Origin of the sequence: Lederbergia galactosidilytica (genome assembly GCF_017873565.1) — a bacterium.
Lineage (GTDB): Bacteria > Bacillota > Bacilli > Bacillales > Bacillaceae_C > Lederbergia > Lederbergia galactosidilytica.
The window spans coordinates 212,859-231,340 of the sequence record NZ_JAGGKH010000001.1 but is presented as its reverse complement, the minus strand read 5'-3'; the positions used below and the strand labels follow the sequence as shown (position 1 = coordinate 231,340).

General features: G+C 37.9%; 15 protein-coding genes. All 15 read left to right on the top strand.

The window, feature by feature from the left end:
- Positions 1 to 74 precede the first annotated feature (74 nt).
- Entirely contained in the window at positions 75 to 1,007 is a 933-nt protein-coding gene (pstC, locus tag J2Z23_RS01025) for a phosphate ABC transporter permease subunit PstC (RefSeq protein WP_057984000.1), read from the top strand.
- The gene (pstA, locus tag J2Z23_RS01020; RefSeq protein ID WP_057984002.1) at positions 1,004 to 1,888 is read left to right on the top strand and encodes a phosphate ABC transporter permease PstA; all 885 of its coding nucleotides are present in this window, start codon (positions 1,004 to 1,006) and stop codon (positions 1,886 to 1,888) included. The genes pstC and pstA overlap by 4 nt, the downstream gene beginning before the upstream one ends.
- A 40-nt stretch (positions 1,889 to 1,928) precedes the next feature.
- On the top strand, positions 1,929 to 2,762 hold the full coding sequence (gene pstB / locus J2Z23_RS01015; protein ID WP_082881425.1) for a phosphate ABC transporter ATP-binding protein PstB: 834 nt from the start codon (positions 1,929 to 1,931) through the stop codon (positions 2,760 to 2,762).
- Positions 2,763 to 2,774: 12 nt separating this feature from the next.
- Positions 2,775 to 3,560: a phosphate ABC transporter ATP-binding protein PstB gene (pstB, locus tag J2Z23_RS01010; protein WP_057984003.1), complete on the top strand. Its 786-nt coding sequence runs from the start codon at positions 2,775 to 2,777 to the stop codon at positions 3,558 to 3,560.
- Positions 3,561 to 4,202: 642 nt separating this feature from the next.
- Complete coding sequence (locus tag J2Z23_RS01005; protein ID WP_057984005.1) at positions 4,203 to 4,460, top strand: DUF2198 family protein; 258 nt, start codon at positions 4,203 to 4,205, stop codon at positions 4,458 to 4,460.
- Positions 4,461 to 4,968: 508 nt separating this feature from the next.
- Entirely contained in the window at positions 4,969 to 6,948 is a 1,980-nt protein-coding gene (gene uvrB, locus J2Z23_RS01000; protein WP_057984010.1) for an excinuclease ABC subunit UvrB, read from the top strand.
- A 7-nt stretch (positions 6,949 to 6,955) separates the two neighbouring features.
- Entirely contained in the window at positions 6,956 to 9,835 is a 2,880-nt protein-coding gene (uvrA, locus tag J2Z23_RS00995) for an excinuclease ABC subunit UvrA (protein WP_209972980.1), read from the top strand.
- A 248-nt stretch (positions 9,836 to 10,083) separates the two neighbouring features.
- Entirely contained in the window at positions 10,084 to 11,256 is a 1,173-nt protein-coding gene (locus tag J2Z23_RS00990; RefSeq protein WP_064468634.1) for a DUF4097 family beta strand repeat-containing protein, read from the top strand.
- A gap of 1 nt (position 11,257) precedes the next feature.
- Positions 11,258 to 11,614 (top strand): phage holin family protein, encoded by a 357-nt coding sequence (locus J2Z23_RS00985; protein ID WP_057984016.1) that lies wholly within the window; start codon positions 11,258 to 11,260, stop codon positions 11,612 to 11,614.
- Between the two features lie 369 nt (positions 11,615 to 11,983).
- Entirely contained in the window at positions 11,984 to 12,925 is a 942-nt protein-coding gene (gene hprK, locus J2Z23_RS00980; RefSeq protein ID WP_057984018.1) for an HPr(Ser) kinase/phosphatase, read from the top strand.
- Positions 12,926 to 12,946: 21 nt separating this feature from the next.
- Positions 12,947 to 13,756: a prolipoprotein diacylglyceryl transferase gene (lgt, locus tag J2Z23_RS00975; protein ID WP_057984020.1), complete on the top strand. Its 810-nt coding sequence runs from the start codon at positions 12,947 to 12,949 to the stop codon at positions 13,754 to 13,756.
- 293 nt (positions 13,757 to 14,049) lie between these two features.
- Positions 14,050 to 14,703, top strand: a complete 654-nt coding sequence (ppaX, locus tag J2Z23_RS00970; protein WP_057984022.1) for a pyrophosphatase PpaX — start codon at positions 14,050 to 14,052, stop codon at positions 14,701 to 14,703.
- The gene (locus J2Z23_RS00965; RefSeq protein WP_057984024.1) at positions 14,700 to 15,242 is read left to right on the top strand and encodes an acyltransferase; all 543 of its coding nucleotides are present in this window, start codon (positions 14,700 to 14,702) and stop codon (positions 15,240 to 15,242) included. Before ppaX ends, J2Z23_RS00965 begins: the two co-directional genes overlap by 4 nt.
- Positions 15,243 to 15,460: 218 nt before the next feature.
- Positions 15,461 to 16,975, top strand: a complete 1,515-nt coding sequence (locus tag J2Z23_RS00960) for a tetratricopeptide repeat protein (protein ID WP_057984026.1) — start codon at positions 15,461 to 15,463, stop codon at positions 16,973 to 16,975.
- Between the two features lie 166 nt (positions 16,976 to 17,141).
- Positions 17,142 to 18,092 carry a thioredoxin-disulfide reductase gene (trxB, locus tag J2Z23_RS00955; RefSeq protein ID WP_064468632.1) on the top strand — a complete coding sequence of 317 codons (951 nt, stop codon included), beginning with the start codon at positions 17,142 to 17,144 and terminating at the stop codon, positions 18,090 to 18,092.
- The last annotated feature ends 390 nt before the right edge of the window (positions 18,093 to 18,482 follow it).

The window sequence follows — 18,482 nt, the reverse complement described above, 5'->3', positions numbered from 1 at the left end:
TGCCTCTATCTTCTTGAATTTTATTAAAGGGTTGAACCTCTCTAATCAAACAATGCTTAAAGGAGTTGATCATCATGGCTAAAGCAGAAAGTGAAATATATATGGATATCACGAAGCCGAATAAGAAAATGCGATTAGAGAAGATGGGCAAAGGGATTACTTTTATTGCAGTAGGAATCACTATTTTACTGACGGTTATGATTTTAGCCCTTGTTGTCTCAAAAGGAGTCTCTATCTTCCTTTTTAATAAAGGGAGTATTGTAGAATTTTTCACAGGTTTAAAGTGGAATCCAGGAACATTAAGCGAAATGGGGAAACCGATTATCGGTGCGCTACCATTGATCACTGGCTCCTTTATTGTCACACTTCTCTCCGCGCTCATTTGTACGCCGATTGCGTTTGGAGCAGCAGTGTTTATGACGGAAATTTCGCCCCGCTTTGGAAAAAAGGTATTGCAACCTGTTATGGAGCTATTAGTAGGGATACCTTCAGTTGTTTATGGTTTCATTGGTCTTTCCGTAGTGGTTCCGTTATTGAGAGAGTCCTTTTCAGGCAGTGGCTTTGGAATTGCAGCCGGTACAATTGTTCTGTCTGTAATGATTTTACCGACAATTACAAGTTTATCCATTGATGCGATTGCTTCAGTTCCTCGTTCATTACGAGAAGCGTCCTATTCATTAGGTGCGACACGTTGGCAAACGATCTATCGAGTGATTCTAAAAACAGCTAAATCTGGACTATTGACAGCCGTTATTTTCGGAATGGCTCGTGCCTTTGGGGAAGCATTAGCTGTACAAATGGTAATAGGGAATTCACCTGTTATGCCGACATCACTAATGGAACCAGCTTCTACACTCACAAGTATTTTAACAATGGGAATGGGCTACACCGTATTGGGGCAGGCGGAAAATAATGCTCTTTGGTCTTTAGCTCTAGTCTTATTAATGATGTCATTTCTATTTATTATTCTTGTTCGATGGATTGGTAGAAAGGAGCGAAGGGCATGAATGCGAAACGAATAGACCGATTGGCAACAATCTTCTTTTACGGGATTGCTTTTCTCATTCTTGGGCTTCTTATTGGTTTATTTAGTTACATCTTTATCCAAGGTATACCTAAACTAGGTTGGGAATTTATCACGTCTTCACCGCAAATTTTTGAAGAGGGTGGAGGGATTGGCCCACAAATATTTAATTCCTTCTATTTATTAGTTTTAACAATCATAATGACAATTCCGATTTCTTTGGGTGCTGGGATTTATCTATCGGAATACGCTCCTAAAAATAAAGTGACAGACCTAATCCGGTCAATGATTGAAGTTTTATCCTCTCTCCCATCTATCGTTGTAGGACTTTTTGGTTTTCTGTTCTTCGTCATTTATATGGGCTGGGGCTTCTCAATTTTGTCAGGGGCATGTGTATTAACCGTATTTAACTTACCGCTAATGGTTCGAGTAGTAGAAGATTCGTTGCAAAATGTATCGGAAGAACAAAGAAAAGCGGGATTAGCACTAGGGGTCTCTAAATGGGAGACAATCACAACGATTATTTTACCAGCAGCTTTACCAGGCTTGATTACAGGGATCATTCTTGTTGCAGGACGGGTTTTTGGAGAAGCAGCCGCACTGATTTACACGGCAGGAATGAGTACACCGCAACTTGACTTTTCCAATTGGAATCCATTCTCGGCTACATCTCCACTCAATCCATTAAGGCCAGCAGAAACGCTAGCTGTGCATATTTGGAAAATCAATGGAGAAGGAATTATGCCTGATGCAGTAGCCATTTCAAGTGGTGCGTCCGCACTTTTATTATTGGCTATCTTGCTATTTAATGGGTTTGCGCGTTGGATTGGTCATCTAGTATTTAGAAAAATGACGACGACTTAAGCAACTTTTTGAATAACCTCAAGAAAGGTGGTACATGAAAATGGCTATTGCAAAGGAAGTAAATCGAAGTGTTCAAAGGGAAAGTTTTGTTCCGAAAAAAAATGTGGTTTTTCTCCCCACACATTCTATTCTATCTGCTGAAGGAGTTACTGTTGCTTATGGCGATAAATTAGCCGTTCAAAATATTAATCTCAAATTTCCAGATCAGGCGATTACAGCTTTAATTGGTCCTTCTGGTTGTGGAAAATCAACCTTCCTGCGTTGCCTGAATCGAATGAATGATAGTATTGCTCATTGCCAAATAACTGGAAAGATCCATTATCGCGATATTGAAATTCATTCTCCAGAAGTAAACGCATTTGAATTACGTAAGCAAATTGGGATGGTTTTTCAAAAGCCTAATCCATTTGCTAAATCAATCTATAAAAATGTTGCTTATGGGCCAGCACATCATGGAGTAAAAAAGAAAAAAGAGTTAGACGAAATTGTTGAAACAGCGCTAAGAAAAGCAGCATTATGGGATGAAGTAAAAGATAAACTTCACTCATCAGCTTTAAGTCTCTCAGGGGGACAACAGCAACGTTTATGTATTGCTAGGGCGATTGCATTAAAGCCACAGGTGTTATTATTAGATGAACCTGCCTCTGCATTAGATCCTATTTCAACTAGAAAGATAGAAGAGTTAATGTGTGAATTAAAAAAGGAATATACAATTATTGTTGTAACACATAATATGCAGCAAGCTGCCCGAATATCTGATTACACAGCCTTCTTTTATATGGGGAATTTAGTAGAGTTTGGGGCAACAGAAGAAATATTCACTACCCCGCAAGATGAACGGACAGCAGGATATATTGCTGGAAACTTTGGTTAAGGAGTGGAATCTATGGTTCTCACATTACATCAACAGCATAATAAAGATATCGCCATTAAAGCGGAAAATCTTCAATTTTATTATGGGACATTCCAAGCCCTTAAAAATATTCAGCTTGAGATCGAAAAAAATAAAATTACTGCTTTAATTGGTCCCTCTGGTTGTGGAAAATCAACCTTCCTGCGCACAATCAATCGCATGAATGATTTTATTCCGGAAAGTCGCACCGAAGGAAAAATCTACTTGCATAATCTCGAGATCACCAACCCTAATGTGGATGTCGTTGACTTAAGGAAAAAGGTTGGAATGGTATTTCAGCAAGCCAATCCATTCCCTGTATCGATCTATGATAATGTTGCCTATGGCCCAAGAATTCATGGACGAAAGGATAAAGCATTTTTGAATCAAACAGTAGAATCTTGTCTTCGCTCCGCTGCTCTATGGGAGGAAGTGAAGGATGATTTACATGCTCCTGCTACAAGCTTATCAGGCGGACAACAACAACGTTTAGTGATTGCTAGAGTTCTTGCCATTCAACCAGATGTGATTTTAATGGATGAACCCACATCAGCCTTAGATCCCATTTCAACCAAAAAACTAGAAAGTCTTATTTTGAAATTAAAGGAAAAATTTACGATTGTCATTGTTACTCATAATATGCAACAAGCTGCGCGGATTTCTGATCAAACGGCCTTTTTTCTAAATGGTGAAATTGTAGAATATGGGGCAACGCAAAGTATTTTTTCGAATCCACGTCATGAAAAAACAAAACAATATATTATGGGAGAATTTGGATGAAAAAATAAAAAATTACTTCCTATGATCAGAGTGCAGCTATGCAATGCACTCATTTTCTACTGCCTAAATCATTTTTTATCTCATATGTTTCAAACACTCTGTATAATTTCTTGCAAATAAAAATTAACTAGAGAAAGCTAAAACTTGCATTTTTTCAGTAGATGAGAAAAACTAATAGGAGATGTTTAAAAAGTAAGGATCAAGTGGATGAACGGCTAAGTTCGCGCCGTCCTGACGCAACGCTGTTCTGACCAACGTCCTGTTGGCCTGAATTCGCGACACCAATCGTCACGCCTTTGGGACCCGCGTCCTGCTGGCTTGATAAAAATGACAATTCGAGAGAGGGTCTTTGACAAAATACCGACAGATCCTGTGCCGAATATTGAGGTCATCACTTTCTGTTAGCTTGCTTTTTCGTTGCTACGTTTTGGAAAAAGGATACCCTGCAAAAACACTATTTTGTATGGGGAACATTGAAGTGTATTGTGCAAGCTTTCGCACCGGGAAATTCGAGCAACAGGATAGGATGTACTGTTGTCAGTATTACTGACAGGACGCCAAAGTAGTTCGTCAACTTGGTCTTTTTATCCATCTTTTTAAATCCACGTTTACAGTGAAGTTTTAAAATGGAGTGGTGAGACAATGGATAAAATTTTGTCAGCAATTTTTATTCCAGCCTTATTGATGATCCTATTTACAAGAGTTACATATAAAAGAAGTGTTAGTTTTATCTTAACATTAGCTTTAATTATTGTTTCTGCTTATAAAGGCTATATTTATGGATGGGGATTGATTGCAATTGAGGCTGCATCATTAACATTAGGTCTTTTTGTTACAGATCGCATGGTAAAATCGAAAAAGCCTAAAAAGCAAATGAAAATAGATGATAGAAGTAAATAAGCATAAATTTATGGAGGCAGGCCCGCAAGAAGGTCCTGTTTTTTTCTATTATGATAGCTGTGAGTTTCTATTGAATTTTACAACGAAAATACGTTCGCTTTTTGCTGGTTATCCTTACTGGAAATGTGGTAAAATGTAATACATGTAATAGTGAACAGATAACAACAAGATAAGTCAATTTTATATGCTACTTGAATTTTTATCTGGATAATATGCTGAGTGATATTTAATGTTTGTCAATACAGAAAACAGTCTGGTTAGTTGGTGCTGATGGAATGACTTGGAGAAAATGTGATCTACAGGTACTAACTAGTGTTATAAGGTTTGAAGACAATGCGCTGTTCGAGGTATTAGATTACACCGCTTTTACGCCGGTGAAGACTGTTTCTTGTAGCGGAAATCAACAGTTTCAGAAAATCAAAGTTAGCCTATATTCATACAAGTGGATTTGCAATATGAAATGGACTCAAATAATATAGAAAAAATAATTCGTTAGGAGGAAACCTTATTGGATCAGGCATTTGAATTAGTATCAAGATACAAGCCATCGGGTGATCAACCGAAAGCAATTGAACAGCTTGTTGAAGGAATTCATAATCGCAAAAGGTACCAAACTTTACTAGGAGCGACCGGAACTGGGAAGACTTTTACTATCTCTAATATGATTCGGGATGTAAATAAGCCGACATTGGTTATCGCTCATAATAAGACACTTGCAGGACAGCTTTATAGTGAGTTCAAAGAATTTTTTCCAAATAATGCTGTTGAGTATTTTGTCAGTTATTATGATTACTATCAACCAGAAGCCTACGTGCCCCAAACAGATACGTATATAGAGAAAGATGCCAGTATTAATGATGAAATTGATAAATTGCGACATTCAGCGACATCAGCCCTGTTTGAACGTAAAGATGTGATTATTATTGCCAGTGTTTCTTGTATTTATGGTTTGGGGTCACCATCCGAATATCGTGATCATGTTTTATCAATGAGAACGGGAATGGAAATTGAACGAAATCAATTATTGCGTCGTTTAGTTGATATTCAGTACGCTCGTAATGATATTGACTTTCAACGGGGAACTTTTCGTGTTCGTGGGGATGTAGTGGAAATCTTTCCGGTCTCTCGGGATGAGCATTGTATACGAATTGAGTTTTTTGGAGATGAGATCGATCGGATTCGGGAAGTAGATGTCATTACTGGTGAAGTCCTGGGGGATCGAGATCATGCTGCAGTTTTCCCAGCATCTCACTTTGTTACTGGGGAAGATAAGATGAAGGTAGCGATAGAGAATATTGAAAAAGAATTGGAAGAACAATTGGCAATATTAAAGGAAAATGACAAATTATTAGAGGCACAGCGATTAGAACAGCGTACAAGGTATGACTTAGAAATGATGCGTGAAATGGGCTTTTGTTCAGGAATTGAGAATTATTCACGTCACTTAACATTAAGACCTGCAGGAGCTACCCCTTATACATTGCTTGATTATTTTCCTGATGATTTCCAAATTGTTGTCGATGAGTCCCATGTGACGCTTCCGCAAATTCGTGGAATGTATAATGGTGACCAAGCACGGAAGCAAGTGTTAGTTGATCATGGTTTCCGCTTACCATCCGCTTTGGACAATCGCCCCTTGAAGTTTGATGAATTCGAAAAACATATTAATCAGATTGTTTTTGTCTCGGCGACTCCAGGTCCATTTGAATTAGAACATACACCGGAAATGGTAGAACAAATTATTCGACCAACAGGGTTACTGGATCCGAAAATTGAAGTTCGTCCGATTGAGGGGCAAATCGATGATTTGATTAGTGAAATTCAATTACGGGTAGAACGAAATGAACGAGTCCTTATCACAACTTTAACGAAAAAGATGTCAGAGGATTTAACGGATTACCTAAAAGAAATTGGTGTTAAGGTGCAATACTTGCATTCCGAAATTAAAACATTAGAACGGATTGAAATCATTCGCGATTTACGAATGGGAACCTTTGATGTTTTAGTAGGTATTAACCTGCTAAGAGAAGGATTGGATATACCGGAAGTTTCTCTTGTTGCGATATTGGATGCCGATAAGGAAGGATTTTTGCGTTCAGAACGTTCCCTCATACAGACGATTGGACGTGCGGCAAGAAATGCGGACGGACACGTCATCATGTATGCTGATCGGGTGACAGACTCCATGGAAAAAGCGATTCATGAAACAGAGAGACGTCGTTCTATTCAAGAAAAATATAATCAAGAACACGGTATTACGCCAATGACGATTCAGAAGGATATTCGTGATGTCATTCGTGCTACGGTTGCGGCTGAGGACCCAGAAGAATATACAGCTAAAGGCAAATTGAAAAAAATGTCTAAACAGGAAAGAGAAGAATTTATTGAAACGATGGAAATGGAAATGAAGGAAGCTGCTAAAGCTTTAGACTTTGAACGTGCAGCACAATTACGTGATGCCTTATTGGAATTGAAAGCGGAAGGATGAGCAAACCATGGCACAAGATCAGATTATAATCCAAGGAGCAAGAGCTCATAATTTAAAAAATATTGATGTTACGATACCAAGGGATAAGCTCGTTGTATTGACGGGCTTATCAGGGTCAGGAAAATCCTCCCTAGCCTTTGATACCATTTATGCAGAAGGGCAAAGAAGATATGTAGAATCTCTATCAGCTTATGCACGGCAATTTTTAGGTCAAATGGATAAACCTGATGTAGATACTATTGAAGGTCTTTCTCCAGCCATTTCGATTGACCAAAAAACGACGAGTCGAAATCCGCGTTCAACCGTGGGAACAGTCACAGAAATTTATGATTATCTTCGCTTACTTTTTGCCCGAGTAGGAAAGCCAATCTGTCCCATCCATGGGATTGAAATCAGTTCGCAAACGATTGAACAAATGGTCGATCGGATTATGACTTATCCAGAACGGACAAGATTACAAGTGCTTGCTCCAATCGTTTCAGGGCGAAAAGGGGCCCATGTTAAAGTATTAGAAGGAATAAAGAAGCAAGGTTTTGTCCGAGTTCGAATCGATGGAGAAGTCGAAGATCTCTCAGAAGAAATCACACTTGAAAAAAATAAGAAACATTCAATTGAAGTGATTATTGACCGAATTGTTATTAAAGAAGGCGTAGAAGCACGATTAGCTGATTCATTAGAGACAGCTCTTGGCTTAGGTGAAGGAAAAGTAATCATCGATATCATTGGACAAGAGGAATTGCTTTTTAGTGAGAATCATGCTTGCCCTGAATGTGGATTTTCGATTGATAAATTAGAGCCAAGAATGTTTTCTTTTAATAGTCCTTTCGGTGCTTGCCCTGACTGTGATGGACTTGGGTCAACATTAGAAGTAGATCCCGATCTTGTGATCCCTGATCGTTCGTTAACATTGAATGAAAATGCAATTGCACCTTGGGTTCCTGTAAGCTCACAGTATTATCCACAGCTTTTAAAAACGGTTTGTAGCCATTTTAAAATTAATATGGATACCCCGATAGAGGAGCTACCAAAAGAAGAGGTAAAACTTCTTCTGTATGGAGCGACTGATGAAGTATTTACATTCCGCTATAAAAATGATTTTGGACGAATGCGTGAAAGCCGGGTCCGTTTTGAAGGTGTGCTTCATAATGTGGAACGTCGCTATCGGGAAACAAGTTCTGATTATATACGCGAACAAATGGAGAAATATATGGCACAGCAGTCATGTCCACGCTGTAAGGGACATCGATTGAAAGAGGAAAGTTTAGCGGTGAAAATAGCTGGTCATCATATTAGTGAATTGACAGAGCTCTCAGTGAATGATGCTAATCAGTTTTTTCATGAACTAGCATTATCAGAGAAAGATATGCAAATTGCGAAATTAATTTTACGGGAAGTTGGAGAGAGACTAGGTTTTCTAGTAAATGTAGGCCTAGAATATTTAACACTAAACAGAGCTGCTGGTACATTATCAGGTGGGGAAGCTCAACGTATTCGTTTAGCAACGCAAATTGGGTCAAGATTAACAGGAGTTCTCTATATATTAGATGAACCATCGATTGGCTTGCATCAACGAGATAATGATCGGTTAATTGCCACTTTAAAAAACATGAGGGATATCGGCAATACTTTAATTGTGGTTGAGCATGACGAAGATACAATGCTCGCTGCTGATTATTTAATTGATATTGGCCCAGGTGCTGGTGTCCACGGCGGTGAAATCATCGCTCAAGGAACACCTGAAGAAGTTGCCGCAAACAAAGCTTCCTTGACAGGTCAATATTTATCAGGTGAAAGGTTTATACCACTACCAATTGAACGTCGTAAACCAGATGGTCGCTATCTTGAAATTAAGGGAGCAAAAGAAAATAATTTAAAAAATGTGCAAGTGAAAATCCCGCTTGGTTTATTTGTTGCTGTTACAGGCGTATCGGGCTCTGGAAAAAGTACTTTAGTCAATGAAGTACTCTATAAAACCTTGGCTCAGAAGCTTCATAGAGCAAAAGCAAGACCTGGTGCATTCAGAGAGATAAAAGGTATTGATGAGCTCGAAAAAGTGATTGATATTGATCAATCCCCAATAGGTAGAACACCACGATCCAATCCTGCTACGTATACAGGTGTATTTGATGATGTGCGCGATGTGTTTGCCTCAACAAATGAAGCAAAAGTAAGAGGCTATAAAAAAGGCCGGTTTAGCTTTAATGTGAAAGGTGGACGCTGCGAAGCTTGCAGGGGAGATGGAATTATTAAAATTGAAATGCATTTTCTTCCTGATGTTTATGTTCCATGTGAAGTTTGTCACGGTAGTAGGTATAACCGGGAAACATTGGAAGTAAAATATAAAGGGAAAAATATTGCGGATGTTTTAGAGATGACTATTGAAGATGGGTTAGAATTTTTTGCCAATATCCCAAAAATCAAGCGCAAACTCCAAACTATTGTTGATGTTGGTCTTGGGTATATGAAACTGGGGCAACCGGCCACAACTCTCTCAGGAGGGGAAGCACAAAGGGTGAAGCTGGCTTCTGAGCTGCATCGTCGTTCTAATGGTCGCTCCTTATATATATTAGATGAGCCAACAACTGGATTGCATGTAGATGATATTGCTCGTTTATTAGGTGTTTTACAAAGGCTTGTGGAGAACGGAGACACCGTTTTAGTTATTGAGCATAACTTAGATGTGATCAAAACAGCTGATTATCTCATTGATTTAGGACCTGAAGGTGGCGATAAAGGCGGAACCATTGTTGCCAAAGGTACCCCTGAAAAAGTTGTCCAATCAGCAGAATCTTATACAGGCCGATATTTGAAACCTATTTTGGAACGGGATAGAAAGCGGATGGCTCAAAGCATTGCGGAAAAAATGGAAATAACTGCGAAAGCATAATGATAGAGCGCTTCTTGATGGATCAATACAGGAGAATACCTGGCCACAGCAGATCAAGAGAGCGCTCTTGATGTATCCATAGCTTTCCAAATGAGAAGCTAGAAGTCCTTTGCCAGTTCGTAGGAACGATAAAGTCCATCCACCCACTTAAGAGCAAATATTAATTTTATATGTAAATTTGCTTTTTTTGAAACTTATAAAGGTCTATATCCGTAAATTCTGTTAGAACCTAAAAGGAGGAAGCTGACTTGAACGAAGAAAAGAAACGCATACTCGAATTGGTACAAAATGGTAAGCTCTCAGCACAAGAAGCGATTATTCTATTGGAAGCACTTGAAGAGGGAGCTGTTAAGGAGGATTCTTCTGCTTCTGATACGAAAGAACAGAAAGAAGAACCAAGTACATCTTTTCAAACCGATAAGCAAGAGGAACAGACTTCCCACCAAGAGAAACAAACAGATGAAAAGAAAGAAAAGGAAACAGTGGATTCGACCGAAACGATCTATTCTCAGTTAGAGGCTGCTGGTGAAAGGCTCTTCGATTTTGTTCAAAATACATTTAATAAAATGAAGGATCTTGATTTTCAATTTAATCAAACAGTTGAAATCCCCCATACTTTTCAACAAGCTGGTGAACAGGTCGATCGCCTCGATATTGATGTAGCGAACGGTCCAGTAAGAATCAAGACTTGGGATCAACCGGAAATAAGAATTGAATGCCAGGCAAAGGTCTATCGTACAGAAGATCGTGAAGAAGCAAGAACCTATTTTCTAGATCATAGCATGTTTAAATTTGAAAATGGTCTATTAATCTTTGGCACTCAATCTAAACTGATGAAGGTAGAAGCAGTCGTTTATATACCTGAAAAAATGTATAAGAAAATCTCCATTCGTGTCTTTAATGGCGGTGTAAGAGGAACAAATTTACAAGCAGAATCTTTCGTCATTAAAACGACAAATGGAAAAGCAGATCTGACAAATCTTCAAGGAGAAAAGCTTGATTTAGACACTGTCAATGGTCAAGTAGTGCTTGTTGAATCAGAGCTTGAAAAGGTAGAGGCTGAAACAGTCAATGGTACGATTAAAACGGAAGGTGTTTTCAAAGATCTTGGCCTTCAATCCCTAAATGGCAATATCGACTGTATAGTCACGAAGCAAGCGCCAAGTATCATGGAAACAAAATCGGTGACAGGAAATATTCATATTACACTTCCGTATGGAGTCGCCATTGATGGAGACGCTCAATCCAATGTAGGAAATTATAAACTCCAATTAAATGATATTGATATCATGCATGAAAAGAATGAGATTATTCAAAAGCAAGTGAAATTCAAACGGACAGGTACAGGTGACGAAAGAGTTCATTTATTGGCGAACACGAAGACAGGCTCTATTTATATCCGGGAAACAGAAGGTCAGTAAGATGAAGTGGAGTATAGGGATTATCGTGAATGCCCTTCTCTTTCTCGCCTTTGCGGGTTATTTTGAAGGAGTGGAAGTATCAAGTATATGGTCTGCCATTGGGGCTAGCATTATCTTATCTATATTAAATATGCTTGTACGCCCATTGCTGATTATTTTCACCTTACCCGTTACCTTACTAACCTTAGGATTATTTTTATTTGTGATCAATGCTTGTACATTATTAATGACAGATGCTTTAATGGGAAGCTTATTTGAGATTTCGGGATTTGGCTTAGCCTTGCTGCTTGCTGTGATTATGTCAATTATTAATGTTTTGATTCAAAAAATCATTATCGAACCGCGTAGAAGAGATTGATATTCATAAAGCAATTCTCACAGGTAAAAGAAGACTGGAACAAATTTTACCGGAGCCTAATAATTTCCAGTAAGTGCTAGAGGTTTACTACCTCTAGTGCTTTTTTAGTATGATCGCCAAAGTTATGGATGAGTAATGCAACCTATTTTTAGGCTTGGTGAATATCCTAATATTCCCTTGACTGGATTTTATCGTTTTACAGCGAAATTATCATAACTAGAGAGAGAATGGGTATATAAAAATACTGACCGAGAGAAAACTTAATTCGAATAGTGGTTTTTATATAGTCTGTAATGATAAAATAAGACAATGATGTCTAGTTACCTCATCATAAGGATAATTACTTAAAAACGGCAAGGAGTGATGGACTTGTCCAAAGTTCGGACAGAAGATATCATAAAGAGTTTCGATTTAGAGCTTATAAGTGGAGAAGAAGGTGTTCATAAACCGATAACAACAACAGACATTTCTCGTCCGGCCCTAGAGTTAGCAGGTTTCTTTAATTATTATCCTGCAGAACGTGTGCAGTTATTAGGCAGAACAGAAATTGATTTTAGTGGGAGATTATTGAAAAGTGAAAGAAAAGAACGAATGGAATTACTTTGCAATGATATCACACCCGCTATTGTTATTTCTAGAGGATTGGAAATCCCGAAAGAATTAATTGAATCATCGGAACGTAACAGTGTTCCTTTATTAAGAACATCGATGAAGACCACTCGTTTTTCCAGTAAGTTGACGAACTACTTAGAGAGTGAATTAGCTCCAACAACAGCTGTACATGGTGTCTTAATTGATATTTATGGTATTGGTGTATTGCTCACAGGACAAAGTGGTGTTGGTAAAAGTGAGACAGCATTGGCTTTAATTAAGCGTGGTCATCAGCTTGTAGCCGATGATTGTGTGGAAATTAGTGAAATTGAGGAAAATATGCTTGTAGGAAGCCCACCTCCATTATTAAAGCAACTTTTAGAAATTCGTGGCTTGGGGATCATCAATGTGATGACCTTATTTGGGGCAGGAGCAGTTCGATCAAGTAAAAAAATAACCTTATCTGTTCATTTAGAACTTTGGGACGAGCAAAAACATTATGACCGGGTAGGGCTTGATGAGGATAAGGTTAAGATCATTAATACAGAAATTCCTAAATTAACGATTCCTGTAAGACCTGGACGTAACCTTGCTGTTATTATTGAAGTAGCTGCGATGAATTTCCGCTTGAAGAATATGGGAGTTAATGCTGCGAAGCAATTTACAGAAAGACTGGCTGAAGTCATTCAAAATGGGAGTGACCAAGATACAATTACATGATAATGAGAAAGGAGAGGGAGAATGGGAATTGAACCAATTAACCCAGTAGCGATTGAATTAGGACCTTTTGCAATTCGCTGGTATGGCATTATTATTGGTTTAGGAATCGCACTAGCTCTTATTGTGGCTGTACGTGAATCGGATAAGAAAGGTCTCCCTAAAGATACATTTACAGACCTGCTGATCTGGGCGATTCCGATTTCGATAATTTGTGCGCGGCTTTATTATGTCATATTTGAATGGGGATTTTATTCTCAACATCCAGAAAAGATTATTAAAATCTGGGAAGGCGGTATTGCCATTCATGGTGCGCTCATCGGAGCCGTTATTACCGCTGTGATCTTTTGTCGCAAAAAAGGAATTTCCTTTTGGAAGCTGGCCGATATTGCAGCTCCAAGCATTATTTTAGGACAAGCAATTGGCCGCTGGGGCAATTTCATTAACCAAGAAGCACATGGAGAGGCTGTTTCAAGAACGTTCTTAGAGAATCTTCATCTTCCACAGTTTATTATTGATCAAATGTACATAAATGGGGAATATTATCACCCAACATTTTTATATGAATCTGTCTGGAATATTGTCGGTTTTATTTTACTAATTGCTTTAAGAAAAAGTTCATTACGACGTGGGGAGCTTTTCTTAAGCTATATCATTTGGTACTCGATTGGTCGGTTTTTTGTGGAAGGGTTACGAACAGATAGCTTAATGCTAGATTCCTTAAGAATGGCTCAAGTTATTTCACTTGTATTGATTTTAATCGCTGCGGCCATTTGGTTTTATCGTCGTTATACAGGAATGGCCAAACAAAAATATAAGGATCAAGATTCCTGAACACCTTAGAAGCGGATATTCAAAAAATTGGTAAAACGATGTGGGAAAGATTTTTGTTGTGAGGGAAATTCCTTACCGCTACGCCTGAAAAACATCACAGTTGAAGACAAATTGCCCAACTCCATTTTTCACGTATGTTGAGAGTTGTGAGTATATATTTTGTTGGCGCATGAACTGCGAATGATTAGTCAAAGCCTAGGTGCTTGACGACAGTCTTTAGTCGGCAAGATTCTTTTTAACCTTTTTTGAATACCACACCTCACTAGATAGAAATGACAGGAAGGGGTATTGAAATGACAAAGAATATTACAACTTTATTGTTCGATCTTGATGGAACGTTAATTGACACGAATGAATTAATCATTTCTTCTTATTTACATACATTGGAGCAATATTTCCCTGGAAAGTATCAACGTGAAGACGTGCTTCCATTTATGGGGCCGTCCTTATTCGATGTGTTCCATGGCTTAGATCCTGAGAAGGCGGAAGAAATGATCCAAGTGTATCGTAAACATAATCTTGCTCAACATGATTTACTTGTAAAAGAGTTTGACGGCGTATTTGAAACAATCCGGACTTTATATGAAAATAACTATAAACTAGCGATTGTTTCAACAAAGAAAAGAGATACAGTTTTGAAAGGTTTGAAATTAACTCATTTAGAATCATTTTTTAAAGTTGTGATCACGATGGATGAAGTCGAAAATGTTAAGCCAGATCCTGAACCTTTAAACAAGGCCATGAACCTATTGGATTCACAACCAGAGGAAACAATGATGATTGGTGATAATCATCATGACATTCTTGGTGGGAAAAATGCTGGTACTGCTACTTGTGGGGTTGCTTGGTCTTTGAAAGGGAAAGATCATTTACAAAGCTATCATCCCGATTTTATGCTTGATCATATGTCTGATTTACTGAATATTATTGGAGTCAAACCTCAATGAGACGAACAGAGCGCTTTCCGGTAGAGGGAGCGAATTCTCTTTGGCATGTATATAAAACTGTTCCATTTTGGAAAGTAGTGAAAAACTTTATTGTCATTCAAACAGCAAGATACACGCCTTTTTTAGGGATGAAAAGTTGGATGTATCGCCGCTTCTTAAAAATGGAGATCGGTGCAAAAACAGCTTTTGCGTTAATGGTCATGCTGGACGTAATGTTTCCGGAGAAAATTAAGATTGGCGAAAATACTGTGATCGGTTATAATACTACAATACTAGCCCATGAATACTTAATTAAGGAATATCGGTTAGGGACAGTGGATATTGGTGACGATGTTATGATTGGAGCAAATACGACGATTTTACCTGGCATTACAATCGGTGATAATGCTATTGTGTCGGCAGGTACTCTTGTTCATAAAGATGTACCTGCAGGGACGTTTGTAGGGGGAAACCCAATGAAAGTGATTTATACTAAGGAAGAACGTGAAGAGCGTTGGAAGGACGATCCTATCTATGGTACGAGTAAAACACCTAAATAATATAGGTGTTTTATTTATGTCTTTTTTATTAAGTCTTGTCAATGCCTGGACTTAATAAGGAGAATGCCGCTACATATGAAAATTTACCTAGTTTAGATATTTTTAAATAAAAATTGGTATAAAAGTAGAAAAGTTTCCAATATTCGCGGTGTGTCAGCATGGGTCTCGTATGATATACTACAAAAAGCGACAAAGGAATACAGCAACGGAGGATCTTGATGTTTAACAACTCGAAAGGGAAATTAGATAAAGCAAAAATATTCTCTTTTATCCCAACAGGAGAATACTATTTTAATAGAGGTATTAAAGCTTATGATCGCTTTGATATGAAACAAGCAAAAAAATATTTAAAAAGGGCTTTTGAATTAGAACCTTTGGAACCCATTATTGCCTGTCAATTAGCGATTGTTCATACGGAAATGGGAGAATATGAGGAGTCTAATGATCTTTTAAAAAAGGTTTTGACAGAGTTAGATGAAAATTTAACGGAGTGTTATTATTTTTTGGCTAATAATTTCGCGCATTTAGGTATGTTTACAGAAGCTTACAAGAATGCGCACCTCTATCTTGAATTGGATAAAGTTGGAGAATTTGCAGAGGAAGCAAAGGAGTTATTAGATTTAATTGGTATCGAAGATGAGGAAAATTTTTCTGAACTTGTTAAACAAGATGAAATGATTGACCATCTTGACAAAGCAAGAAGTTTGCTCCAAGAAGGTTCATTTTCTCAAGCAATCGAAATACTTGAACAAACGGTGCAGGATTATCCGGAACTTTGGCCAGCATATAATAATTTGGCCTTGGCGTATTTTTATGAAGGAAAAACTGAACAAGCCTTTGAAATCATCCAAAGTGTATTGGAACAAAGTCCGGGAAATTTACATGCTTTATGCAATTTAGCTGTATTTCTATATTATGAAGAGAGAATAGAGGAGCTAGAGGAATTACTGCAAGCACTCGATAAGGTTCAGCCGATTCATTTTGAACATCGTTATAAATTAGGTGCAACTTTTGCTTTGGCAGGAAAATATCATCAGGCTTATTATTGGCTGCGTCATTTACAAAAGTATGGCTATGAAGGGGATTATTCTTATTATTATTGGTTAGCTAAATCTGCTTATTTTTCTGGGAATTATAAAATAGCTTCAGATGCTTGGGAAAAATTAATCGATTTAAATTCTTCGCTTGCCCAAAAGGAACCATGGAAGGTCACAGAAGAAGCGATCACTCATTTTGAAAATGAGGATGCTACGATTATGAGATGGTTGAATAGTGAGCATGTAGAAAATCGGCTTTATGGGATCTTTTTAGTTTCTGTATCCACTTCTAAATCAAAGATCTATAAACAAATAGAGCAAATGGATTTAGACCAATTCACTTACTTTGAAAAAAGATATTTAACCTATATTTTACAATCGGAATTAAAGCCTGAGTTTTCTTCTTATGAAGAAATTAAACAAGGCCATGAAGTTGCTATGGTATTATTCGAGAAGTACCAAGTACAAGCGTGGGAACGACGTAGCTTGCTCTTATTATGGTTTCGAGCATTTTTAAAATTGATTGAAAACCAAACTGTAATAAAAAATCCCTTCGCATTTGCGGGAGCAGTTGAGTATATTTGGTTAAAAACTCGTCATAATAAAAAAACACAATTAGAAATAGCAGAGGAGTATGCCATTTCCACTTCCACTTTACGAAAGTATGTCCGTATTTTGGAAAATGAATTGGAATGAGCAGATAAATAGACGAAACTGACGCTGTTTAATACGATAGTAGTAGATCATTAACTATAAAAACGGTATGCGGATTTATTATGTGGAAAACGAGGGAATAAAATGATCTCTCCCCCACATTATTTTCCGATTGCCGTGTGTAAATAGACAAAAAGGAGTGTACAGCATGTCAGACGAAAAAATATATGATGTGATTATTATCGGAGCGGGACCAGCTGGAATGACAGCGGCTGTTTATACATCTAGATCCAATCTTTCAACCTTAATGATTGAACGCGGTATTCCAGGCGGTCAAATGGCTAATACAGAGGATGTCGAAAACTATCCAGGTTTTGAAAATATTCTTGGGCCAGAATTGTCCACGAAAATGATGGACCATGCGAAAAAGTTTGGAGCAGAATATGCCTATGGGGATATCAAAGAAGTTGTGGATAAAGAAACATATAAATTGGTAAACGCAGGTAATAAGGAATATAAAGCACGTGCTGTCATTATTACAACAGGTGCCGAGTATCGTAAGATTGGTATTCCTGGTGAAGAAGAATTGACAGGACGCGGTGTTTCTTACTGTGCTGTTTGTGACGGGGCTTTCTTTAAGAATAGAGAGCTTGTTGTTGTAGGTGGTGGAGACTCTGCTGTTGAAGAGGGTGTTTACCTTACTCGCTTTGCTAGCAAAGTGACAATCGTACATCGCCGTGATGAATTGCGGGCCCAGAAAATTCTTCAAGACCGCGCTTTTGCCAATGATAAAATTGAATTTATTTGGAATCACACTGTAAAGGAAGTTAATGGGGAAAATGGTAAAGTAGAGTCTGTTACTCTTGTTTCAACAGAGACTGGTGAGGAATCTAACTTCAAAACTGACGGTGTATTTGTCTACATTGGAATGGATCCTTTAACAAAACCATTTGAAAACTTAGGGATTACAAACTCTCAAGGATATATCGAAACAAATGAAGATATGGAAACAAAAATCCCAGGTGTTTTTGCAGCTGGAGATGTTCGTGACAAACTACTTCGTCAAATTGTAACTGCTACAGGTGACGGAAGTATTGCGGCTCAAAGTGCGCAAATCTACATTGAAAATTTAAAGGATAAAATAGGGATTCCAAATTAAAGAGGATGTTCAAAACGTGATGAACAAAGGATGAATGGCTAAGTTCGCACCGTCCTGTGGCAACACCGTTTTGTCCCACTTCGTGTGGGTCATCATTCTATAACAACACCGTTTTGAGCAACATCCTATATAAGTAAAAAAGTTACACTGAATTAATGTGTTTGTAACAGTAGTGAAATGATTTTCGGGTACATTATATACATGAGATATTGACCCCCTTTTTATACAATATCCCTTTTTTAAAAGCATAAGCCTTAGGCTTGTGCTTCTTTTTTTATGTTTAAAAAAGAAATAAATATACCCACTTGGCCATTGATGAATGGCATCCCGGAAAGGAAGGATTAATGGAGATCATAATACTAAGAGTCAATGGGAGAAAAGTGGAGAACA

Excerpts from the sequence above, each read along its gene's own strand:
- pstC (WP_057984000.1), top strand. The coding sequence starts at position 75 with ATGGCTAAAGCAGAAAGTGAAATATATATGGATATCACGAAGCCGAAT.
- pstA (WP_057984002.1), top strand. The coding sequence starts at position 1,004 with ATGAATGCGAAACGAATAGACCGATTGGCAACAATCTTCTTTTACGGG.
- pstB (WP_082881425.1), top strand. The coding sequence starts at position 1,929 with ATGGCTATTGCAAAGGAAGTAAATCGAAGTGTTCAAAGGGAAAGTTTT.
- pstB (WP_057984003.1), top strand. The coding sequence starts at position 2,775 with ATGGTTCTCACATTACATCAACAGCATAATAAAGATATCGCCATTAAA.
- J2Z23_RS01005 (WP_057984005.1), top strand. The coding sequence starts at position 4,203 with ATGGATAAAATTTTGTCAGCAATTTTTATTCCAGCCTTATTGATGATC.
- uvrA (WP_209972980.1), top strand. The coding sequence starts at position 6,956 with ATGGCACAAGATCAGATTATAATCCAAGGAGCAAGAGCTCATAATTTA.
- J2Z23_RS00985 (WP_057984016.1), top strand. The coding sequence starts at position 11,258 with ATGAAGTGGAGTATAGGGATTATCGTGAATGCCCTTCTCTTTCTCGCC.
- lgt (WP_057984020.1), top strand. The coding sequence starts at position 12,947 with ATGGGAATTGAACCAATTAACCCAGTAGCGATTGAATTAGGACCTTTT.
- ppaX (WP_057984022.1), top strand. The coding sequence starts at position 14,050 with ATGACAAAGAATATTACAACTTTATTGTTCGATCTTGATGGAACGTTA.
- J2Z23_RS00965 (WP_057984024.1), top strand. The coding sequence starts at position 14,700 with ATGAGACGAACAGAGCGCTTTCCGGTAGAGGGAGCGAATTCTCTTTGG.
- J2Z23_RS00960 (WP_057984026.1), top strand. The coding sequence starts at position 15,461 with ATGTTTAACAACTCGAAAGGGAAATTAGATAAAGCAAAAATATTCTCT.
- trxB (WP_064468632.1), top strand. The coding sequence starts at position 17,142 with ATGTCAGACGAAAAAATATATGATGTGATTATTATCGGAGCGGGACCA.